Origin of the sequence: uncultured Marinobacter sp., from assembly GCF_963974375.1 — a bacterium.
GTDB lineage: Bacteria > Pseudomonadota > Gammaproteobacteria > Pseudomonadales > Oleiphilaceae > Marinobacter.
Genome location: NZ_CAXBDN010000177.1, coordinates 1 through 9,155, shown reverse-complemented (window position 1 = coordinate 9,155; position 9,155 = coordinate 1). Strand labels below are relative to the sequence as shown.

General features: G+C 57.1%; 11 protein-coding genes. 4 read left to right on the top strand and 7 right to left on the bottom strand.

Features of this window, described 5'->3' with window-relative positions; translation table 11 throughout:
• Positions 1 to 569, bottom strand: a 569-nt coding sequence (locus tag AAC035_RS14440) for an ATP-binding cassette domain-containing protein (RefSeq protein ID WP_339805342.1), incomplete at its 3' end; no start/stop codon positions are given.
• 266 nt (positions 570 to 835) lie between these two features.
• Here AAC035_RS14440 and AAC035_RS14435 point away from each other — a divergent pair.
• Both AAC035_RS14435 and AAC035_RS14430 read left to right on the top strand, forming a co-directional pair.
• Positions 836 to 1,528, top strand: a complete 693-nt coding sequence (locus AAC035_RS14435) for a GntR family transcriptional regulator (RefSeq protein WP_339805340.1) — start codon at positions 836 to 838, stop codon at positions 1,526 to 1,528.
• Positions 1,529 to 1,587: 59 nt separating this feature from the next.
• A complete protein-coding gene (locus tag AAC035_RS14430; protein ID WP_339805337.1) occupies positions 1,588 to 2,568 on the top strand; it encodes a formamidase in 981 nt (326 codons plus the stop codon).
• A 47-nt stretch (positions 2,569 to 2,615) separates the two neighbouring features.
• On the opposite strand, the gene AAC035_RS14425 is transcribed toward AAC035_RS14430, so the two are convergent.
• Positions 2,616 to 2,987: a DUF393 domain-containing protein gene (locus tag AAC035_RS14425; RefSeq protein ID WP_339805335.1), complete on the bottom strand. Its 372-nt coding sequence runs from the start codon at positions 2,985 to 2,987 to the stop codon at positions 2,616 to 2,618.
• Positions 2,988 to 3,241: 254 nt separating this feature from the next.
• Here AAC035_RS14425 and AAC035_RS14420 point away from each other — a divergent pair, with 254 nt between their 5' ends.
• Positions 3,242 to 4,315, top strand: coding sequence for a TRAP transporter substrate-binding protein (locus tag AAC035_RS14420; protein WP_339805333.1), 1,074 nt, complete (start codon positions 3,242 to 3,244; stop codon positions 4,313 to 4,315).
• A 5-nt stretch (positions 4,316 to 4,320) separates the two neighbouring features.
• Here AAC035_RS14420 and AAC035_RS14415 read toward each other — a convergent pair whose 3' ends face one another.
• Together AAC035_RS14415 and AAC035_RS14410 are read right to left on the bottom strand one after the other, a co-directional pair.
• Positions 4,321 to 4,770 carry a gamma-glutamylcyclotransferase family protein gene (locus AAC035_RS14415; RefSeq protein ID WP_339805331.1) on the bottom strand — a complete coding sequence of 150 codons (450 nt, stop codon included), beginning with the start codon at positions 4,768 to 4,770 and terminating at the stop codon, positions 4,321 to 4,323.
• A 121-nt stretch (positions 4,771 to 4,891) separates the two neighbouring features.
• Positions 4,892 to 5,533 (bottom strand): PEP-CTERM sorting domain-containing protein, encoded by a 642-nt coding sequence (locus tag AAC035_RS14410; RefSeq protein WP_339805329.1) that lies wholly within the window; start codon positions 5,531 to 5,533, stop codon positions 4,892 to 4,894.
• Between the two features lie 270 nt (positions 5,534 to 5,803).
• Here AAC035_RS14410 and AAC035_RS14405 point away from each other — a divergent pair, with 270 nt between their 5' ends.
• Entirely contained in the window at positions 5,804 to 6,604 is an 801-nt protein-coding gene (locus AAC035_RS14405) for a glucose 1-dehydrogenase (RefSeq protein WP_339805326.1), read from the top strand.
• Between the two features lie 77 nt (positions 6,605 to 6,681).
• On the opposite strand, the gene AAC035_RS14400 is transcribed toward AAC035_RS14405, so the two are convergent.
• The 3 genes from AAC035_RS14400 to AAC035_RS14390 all read right to left on the bottom strand — a co-directional run.
• Entirely contained in the window at positions 6,682 to 7,617 is a 936-nt protein-coding gene (locus tag AAC035_RS14400; protein ID WP_339805324.1) for a 2-dehydropantoate 2-reductase, read from the bottom strand.
• 56 nt (positions 7,618 to 7,673) lie between these two features.
• Complete coding sequence (locus AAC035_RS14395) at positions 7,674 to 8,456, bottom strand: SDR family oxidoreductase (protein WP_339805322.1); 783 nt, start codon at positions 8,454 to 8,456, stop codon at positions 7,674 to 7,676.
• Positions 8,457 to 8,606: 150 nt separating this feature from the next.
• The coding region (locus AAC035_RS14390; RefSeq protein ID WP_339805320.1) for an MFS transporter at positions 8,607 to 9,155 on the bottom strand (549 nt) is incomplete at its 5' end.

Genomic DNA, 9,155 nt, shown 5'->3' with positions numbered 1-9,155 from the left:
CCGTCGCCCGAGCCGTCGTCGAGAATCACCACCTCGGCGTTCAGGTTCAGCACCTTGATCAGCTCAAGCAACTGCCGCTGGCCAACCGACAGGTCACGAACCAGCGTGTTGGGGTCCAGGCCCGGTGCCAGTTCGTTGAGGTAGTCCAGTATGGTGCTGGCCTGTTCCGGGGAATTTCCGGAAATACCGAAAAGCCGGCGAAAGGTCCAGAAAGGCGCTTTGGGGTAGGCAAGAAGCAGATTGTCGAGTACCGACAGTGCCGGAATCAGATTGAACTGCTGAAATACCATGCCGATGCCAAGAGACATGGCTTTTTGTGGAGAGTCGATGATGGTTTCCCTGCCATCCACAAGAATGGCGCCATCATCCGGGGGATAGATGCCGAAAAGCACTTTCATCAGGGTGCTTTTACCGGCGCCATTTTCTCCGAGCAGAGCGATGACCTCGCCCTCCCGGATCTCCAGGGAGATGCCATCGTTGGCCGTGATAGCGCCGAATGTCTTGGTGACGTTGTAGAGCTCGATATTCATGGCTGCCCGGATATGTAGCTGCATGTGTAGGTGTTGCATGCAAGTTTGCATGGATCATGCCAGTGCCTGTGCAGAAGGCTGCCGATCGTCAGTCCATGGGCGCAGATCAGGGTGTCGGCTCGATGTCCGCAGCTAAAATATTGGTTTTTATCGCTATAAGTGCACCAGATTGGACCGGTTGATCAGGGTTTTGCACCGTGCTGATGCAAGTGGATGGGGTGTTTGTTGCTCCGGGCTGGCCTGAATCCGTTTGAAGTTTCAGAAAAAATGAATACGATGTATGCAACCGTAAAGGGAGATTGCCTGTGGCTTCAGATAGCCGTACCTGGGTGGCTGAACGGATCTACACCAGCCTGCGCCAGGACATCATGAATTTCGATTTGTATCCCGGGACCCGGGTGACCGAGACCGAACTGGCCCAGCGCTTCGGTGTCAGTCGCACGCCCATTCGGGAGGCCCTGCAGCGATTGTCTGTAGAGGGCTACCTGACCATCCGGCCCAAACATGGCTGCTATATCCGCAAGCTGGACGTCTTCGAGCTGTCCGAATACTACGACGTACGGGTGGGCCTTGAGCTTGAGGCCATCGAGCTGCTGGGCAAGCGCATCCCCTACCGGGCCGTGGCGGCGCTGGCGGAGGACTGGAATCCGAAGTACCTGAAGTATGGCGATCTGGGTACCGATGAGCTAAAGGATGCGGAAGAGATGTTTCACGTCCGCCTTGCGGAGCTCTGTGGAAACCCGGTGCTGGTGCGGTATCTGAAAGATGTGAACAATCACATTCGTATATTGCGGCGACTGGGGTTTCCCGACAGGGACAGTGTCATCAGTACCTATGAGGAGCATTATGAGATCTGTCAGCGGATCCTGGCAGATGATCCGGACACCGCCCGGGATTTGCTGCGGACCCATATCCACGTCAGTCAGGCCAAGGGCCGTGAAGTAACCCTGGCCCAGATGGAGATGCATCGGCGCCGTGCTGGCAACAGGCGGGCCTGACCTGGCGCTGGCACAGTTCCTGCTGCTACCCCGGAACACATCTGAACCGGAGGTACCTCATGAGTGGACTTGGTGGACTGAATAAATCCCCGTCGGGCGTTGTTATTGGCCTGGTGCAACTGCAGCTGCCGGACGTTGCCACGCCGGAGCAGCTGGCAGCCCAGACCGAGCGTGTCTGTCAGCTGGTGGCCAAGGCTCGGCGCCAGTCACCGGTCATGGATCTGGTGGTTTTCCCTGAATATTGCCTGCATGGCCTGTCCATGAATATTGATCCCGCCATCATGTGTGATCGGGACGGGCCCGAAATGAAAGCCTTCCGCAACGCCTGCCGTGAGCACGATATCTGGGGCTGTTTCTCCATCATGGAGCGGAACCCGGAGGGCAACCCCTACAACACTGGCGTAATCATCGATAACACCGGCGAAGTCCGTCTGTTTTATCGCAAACTCCACCCCTGGGTACCGGTCGAGCCCTGGGCGCCCGGAAATCTGGGCATTCCGGTTTGTGAGGGCCCTAATGGCAGCACGCTGGCGCTGGCGATCTGCCACGACGGGATGTTTCCGGAAGTGGCCAGGGAGTGCGCCTACAAGGGTGCCAACATCATGCTGCGCACGGCCGGATACACCGCGCCCATTCGCCATGCCTGGAAGATCACCAATCAGGCCAACGCCTTTTGTAATCTGATGGTGACCGCCAACGTGTGCCTGGCCGGAACGGACGGCACCTTCAACTCCATGGGCGAGGGTATGGTGGTGAACTTCGACGGCGTGCCTCTGGTTGAGGGCAATGGTCTCGTGGATGAGATCATCACCGCAGAGGTCCGCCCGGATCTGGTGGATGAAGCCAGGATTCACTGGGGCGTGGAGAACAACATCTACCAGTTTGGTCACCGGGGTTATGTGGCTGTGAAAGGTGGTGCGAGAGACTGTCCTTACACCTTTATGCAGGACATGGTTCAGCACAACTACCGGTTACCCTGGGAGGATCAGGTGCAGGTCACAGATGGCACCGGCTTCGGGTTTCCGGTTCCGGAGCACTAACGGAACGTTCCGGGCACTGTGAGTGTGTCCGGGTAATTTATCCGCGGTCAGTCAGCCGCCGGCTCAATCATGCACTGGCTGCCGCACTGATAACGCTTTTCGTAGCGATTGTCGGCCCAGCGTTCGTAAACGGCGTTCGCGATCCGGTGGAGACCTGGCCAGAGCAGTGGTTTGAACAGCCAGCCGAAGGACGTGTGCGACCAGGCGCGGACATTGGCCTGGAGGCCGGTCACCCAATAGCCCTCGGTAGTGAACAGGTGCAAACGGCGGAGCAGCGCCTCACGGGTTGGCGTGTAGAGGCTGGTTTCCTGCTGCTGGTGAATGTCGGCGAAGCTTAGCCCGCCCCGTTCGAGTTTGCGCAGGGTGCGGATCTCACGGGCGCACAATGGGCACTGACCATCGTAGAAAAGTATGTCCATGATTTGCTCCTGTTAGCGGCAACCAGTTGTACGTTTCAGTGGTGTTTCAGATCACCGCCGGGGCGGCTCAGGCAGGCGATTGTCAGTCGCTGAAAGCCATAAAGCGGGTACAGGACGCGTCCGGTTGCGCCACAAGCGTGCACGCAAGGCAGTATGTGGTTATTATTGAGCCGGTCAGGGCTTTTTGGCCACCAGCAAGGGATGGCTGAAAACGCCCACACACTACAATAAACGCCACTGCTGGAAGTGACACCATGAAATTACGCTCCACTTTGATGGCCGCCGCTGCGCTGCTGTCCTTTTCGTTTGCCAGTTCGTCAACAATAGCTCAGGAAACCTACACGCTGACCCTCGCAGAGACCTGGGGTCCCAACTACCCGATCCTTGGTGACACCAACCGCAGCCTGAAGGCAATGGTTGAAAAAATGTCCAAGGGCCGGTTACAGATTCGTATCGACTCATCCAATCGTCACAAGGCGCCTTTCGGCATCTTTGATATGGTCAAGGCGGGTCAGTACGACATGGGGCATACTGCTTCTTACTACTACAAGGGCAAGCTGCCCAACACCATGTTCTTTACCACGGTACCTTTCGGTATGACTGCGCCTGAGCAATACGGCTGGTTCTACTTCGGTGACGGTATGGACCTGGCGCAGAAAGTTTATGAGCCCCACAACATGCTGTCTTTTCCCGGTGGCAACACTGGCGTACAGATGGGTGGCTGGTTCCGCGAGGAAATCAAATCCATTGAGGACCTGCAGGGTCTGAAAATGCGCACCCCGGGCTTTGCCGGTGAGGTGATGTCCGATATCGGTGTCGCTGTGACCAACATACCGCCGGGTGAGATGTACACTGCGCTGGAGCGTGGCACCATCGATGCTCTGGAGTGGGTCGGCCCGGCGCTTGATCTGCCCATGGGCTTTCATCGCATCTCCAAGTTCTACTACGGCGGCTGGCAGGAGCCCTCAGCTGAGCTGCAATGGCTGATCAACGAAGATTCCTGGAACAAATTGCCGGAAGACCTTCAGGAAACCCTGCGAGTGGCCATGCGCACGGCAGCCTATGACATGTACATTCAAACCACGCACATGAGCGGTGAGGCCTGGAGCCGGATGCAGGAAGAGCACCCGGACGTGGAGTTCCGTACCTTCCCGGATGAAGTGATGGACGCACTGCGCGCCTCCACCGAGAAGCTGCTGGCGGAAATGGCAGAGAAAGATCCCCTGTCACGGGAAATCATCGAGTCTCAGGCGGAATACTTACAAAAAGTACGCCCCTGGACCAATATCGCGGATCGCGCTTATCTGAATAATTCGACCATCGAATAAGCGGGTTATTGCGCCAGTCTGCGATAGACCCAGGCGCTGGTCCCATCGGCCAGCGCCATCTTTACTCTCTCATACCGGATCCCCAGCCGTTCGTAACGATCCAGTCGCGACAGCTCCCGGGGCGACACCGTCAGTACATAACCATGAACCTCTGCTTCCGGGGCCGGGCTGATATCCAGCGCCTCCTTGCGGTAGCCTTCCAGCGTGGCTGGCATCTGCTCTCCGGCCCGTCCCATAACGACCCAGCGAATAACCGGTGACCTGAGTGTGCCAAACACGAACAGTCTGTGCTGGCGACTGTCATCGATGGGTTCCAGTCCGTCCGGGGCGGTATAGCCCCAGGGGCTGAGCATGGTGAACCAGGTGTAAAAAATAATGACAGTAGCGCCGGCGAGCAGGGTCCACAGGCTCAGTTTGACCCAGCGGACAATGGCAGGAGTCAGTACACCGGTCATTCGGATTCCTGTTGAGAGCAATGAGGGTTGAGGCTAACACGTCTGAAGTGGAAGGAAAAAGCGGAAGGTTTGGCTAAAACGAGGAATCCCCGCCGGGGCGGGGATCAGAAGAGACCTTTAATCAGTTTCGGGTAGCTCGCCGTCGTGCGAAGCCAAGGCCTAGCAGGCCGAGACCGAGGAGGCCGAGAGTTGCTGGCTCTGGAACAGGAATCGGCGATTCAATCCCACCGAGACGAATTTGTTTCAGGTCGGCGACAAGGTCAATAGACAAGGCGTTGACGCTGGTGAAGAAAGAGACAGAGCTGAAGTTCTCCCCGGTAATTGTGAACCAGTTTTGCCCATTTTTACTCAATTCGAATGACGAGCTGTCGCCACCGGGGTTGCCGGTGAAATACACATAACCATTATCGTCTGCATTTATATTCAGCTGTAGTTTCCCAAACGTATGGTCGGCCGCATCCAGTGATATATCAAGGAAGCTGAAGCCGCCATCGACCGCCTCGAGGCGGGATTGACCGCCAGTGATACGAAGGTCTTCATCGCTGGTAAGATTGACAAGATAACCATGGTCAACGTTCAGGCACCCCTGAACCGTATATGCGGGTCCGGTAATATTCCCAGAGCATGTGTTGGAAAGAATGTTATCGACGTCTCCGCTGCCACCTACGACACCCTCCTGGACAATAATTGCAGCAGAAGCGATGGGAGCCAAGGCTAACAGCCCGGTTATGGCCAGAGATCTGAAAGCTATTTTAGACTTCATATACTGCCCTCGATGTTGCACGGACGATTTAGTGTTCTGTTACATCATCATAGGCAGAATTTGTGCCGAATATAAAAAATCATTTAATAACAGCAGGTTGAAATTAAATATTGGCGAAATTTTGAATGACGTGTAAAAAAAGTCGACATCTTCTATCTGAAAAATGAGGCTGTAATACTTAGCGAAGTCGATTGGCTCTGTAGAGGCTTTATTCGCTTGGACGGTTTTGGCGGGTTATCCTCCCGCAACAACTACAACTGGAGCAGAAACATGACCAAACGTCTCGAAGGCAAAGTCACCATCATCACCGGTGCCACCAGCGGCATCGGTGAAGCCACCGCTCGTCGTTTTATCGAGGAGGGTGCTACCGTCATTCTGGCGGGCCGAACTGAGGACAAGGGTGAGGCACTGGCAAAGGAACTGGGCAGCAACGCCCTGTTTCAGCGGGCTGATATCATGGTTGAGGCTGATATTGCCGCATTGGTGGATGCCGCCATGGAGAAATTCGGGCGCCTGGACTGCATGTTCAACAACGCCGGCGCCGGCGACCGTACCCAGCTGGATACCGTTACCGAGGAAGAGTTTACCAACGTCATGCGCCTGCTGACGGGCAGCGTGGTGTTTGGTATCAAGCACGCAGCGCGGGTGATGAAGCCTCAGGGCAGCGGCTGCATTCTCAATAACTCCAGCATTGCGGGTCATCGCCTGGGCCAGGGCGGTTATCTGTATTCAGGCGCCAAGGCGGCGGTCAGCCACCTGACCCGGCTGGCGGGAGTCGAGCTGGGTGCGCAGGGGATCCGGGTTAACGCGATTTCTCCGGGAGCTGTGGCAACGCCGATCTTCTGGGGTGGTTCTGCCAGGGCGAACACCCTGAGCGATCTGGAAAACGACGCCAAGATGGCGAAGCTGGAGAAGAATCTGGCGAAAGCCACACCGCTGCCACGGGCCGGCCTTGCCCTGGACATCGCGAATGCAGCGGTGTTCCTGGCCAGTGACGAAGGTTCATTCATCAACTGCCATGACCTGGTGGTGGATGGCGGCCGGATTTCAATGTTCAACGAAAAATCCTGATCCGACGTCAAAAAAAGAGGAGGGCCTGAGCCCTCCTCCCTGTTCCATGTGAGTGTCGAAAAAATTTACACGACCTGTCAGGCCTTGGCTTTCAGCTTCTCCCGCATCCTCAGGGTGGTCAGTACGGTGGTCAGATGGGGCACCGGAACGCCGTGATGCCGGGCAATGGCAACCACGTTGCCGAGTACCGCATCCAGCTCGATGTCGCGGCCATTGAGGTAATCCAGAGCCATACTGTTCTTGTAGGCAGGCATCTTGCGGGTGCCGTCAATGTTCTGCTCAATCAGCTGCTCATCCAGTGGGTGGCCGTCTGCTGCGGCTGTGGCCATGGTTTCTTTCATCAGCTCGCGAATCAAGGCCTCGCCGCCCTCGGTATCGAGGATCGTGAGAGTGTCGGCGCCATTGGCCAAAACTGAAAGCGGGTTGAATGGCGTGTTCCAGACACACTTGCGCCAACGTTCGCCAACCACCTGCTCAGTCAGGTCGATACTGATGCCGCCTTCGATAAACAGGTCAGCCAGTGTGCGACAGTCATCGTCAATGCCTTCCGGGAAGCGTCCCATCACCAGCTTGCCGTAAGCCTTGTGCTCAACTTCTCCCGGTGCCGTGCGGCTGGCAGCAATGAAGGCCAGGCAGCTGATAAGAGGGTTGGCGGGGTAGGCCTCGGCCAGTTCCCGTTCGATGTCCAGGCCGTTTTCAATCAGTACCAGGCGGGTGTTGGCGCCCATCCAGGGCTTGACCAGTGCCGCGCGATCAACCCCCGGCAGCACTTTGACACAAAGGATCAGGTAATCCGGAGTTTCCGTGGGAGTATCACCGTCCCGGTAGACGTTATCGGGCCGGTAGGACAGATCCCCCAGGGGGCTGGTGATACGGATGCCGTTGGCTTTGACGGCATCGTATTCAGAGCGCAGCACGGTGCTGACACTGCAGCCGGCCTTTTTCAGGATGGCACCGTAAAAGCTGCCAATGGCACCTGCGCCGACGATCAGAATACTGGGTTTATTGCTCATGAATGATTGGTCTCCAGTCTGCATATCCGTGCGAATGTAAGCGGGCAAGCAAAGGCTCAGCGGCGAACCGGAGCCATGCCAAGGTGAGCGCCGCCATCAATCAGAATGCTTTCACCGGTGGTCAGATCACCACCGATAATCAGGCCGAGGCAGACATCGGCAACGGTTTCCGGTGAAGCTGCATCGTGCAGCGGCGAGCCGGCCTTGGTTTTTGCCAGCAGTTTGCCGTAGGTTTCCTCACCCAGTCCTTTCATCAGCCACTCGCCCTGAACAAAGCCGGGGCAGACCGCGTTAACGCGGACTTCCGGACCCATAACCCGGGCCAGGGAACGGGTCATGGTGACCAGTGCGCCCTTGGACGCGGCGTAGGCGATGGAGCTGCCAATACCGGCCAGCCCGGCAATGGAGGCCATGTTGATAATGTGGCCGGAACCGTTGGCCCGCAGGGCCTTCTCGGCGGCCCGGGTCATCTGGAAGGCGCCGACGGTGTTGACTGCGTACAGGTCCTGGAAGTCTTTCATGTCCAGGCCGTCGAGGTTGGCGTGGTCACAGAACTTGGTGGTGCCGGCATTGTTGATCAGGATATCGACACGGCCGAATTCTTTCTCGGCGGCGTCAACCATGGCCCGACAATCCGCATCTTCAGCAACGTTGGCTTTGCAGACCAGTGCGCGCACGCCATGGCTGCGGCAGTCTTCGGCTACGGCATTGGCGCCGTCGGCGTTGTTGCTGTAGTTGATAACCACGTGGCAGCCGTGCTCGGCAAACAGGCGGGCAATGGCCGCGCCGATGCCGGAGGATGAGCCTGTAATGATGGCGACGGAGTCTTTGAGTTTCATGGTGTTAACCCTTTTATGTTTGTTGGATTGGGGATCAGGGAACCCGGAGTCCTGCAATTATCACCGTGCTCATCCGTAAACACGAAAAATGGTATCTTCTCTCGATCTGCGAAACACATCAATCATTTCCGGGTTTTCCAACCGTGCCTGTCAGCGCAGTCGCACCGGATCGTCGAGGCGAAGCCAGGTAACGCCGAGCACGGCCATCAGTATGGCAAAAGCCACGCATATCGCAGCGGCGAAGAAGTAGGCGTCCCGCAGGGACCCAAGCCACAAGGCCACTGGTGCCACCGCCAGGGGTGACAGGAACTGGCCGAGAAAGACGGCCGATGATGAGCCACCAAATACCCGGCCACGGATCGCCGGAGGCGTGATTTTCATCAGCCAGACGTTGCCGTTGGGTAGAAAAATGCCAAAACCGAGGCCGGCGATACCGGCTCCCACAACAGTCATCCCATAGCTGGATGCAAGTCCCAGGGTAGTGTAGCCGGCCGCCACCAGGGCAAATCCGATCACATACATGGTGGCAATGCTGAACCAGGGTTTGATGCGGCCGTAAAGAAACGACACAGTGGCCGCCGCCATTGGGGTGACAGACAATGCCAGGCCCACGGCGGTACCGCTGATTTCGCCGCGTTCCGTGAGCAGGAATGGCAGTTGTGCCGGTACCATATAAAACAGGGCCATGCTGGACAGCCC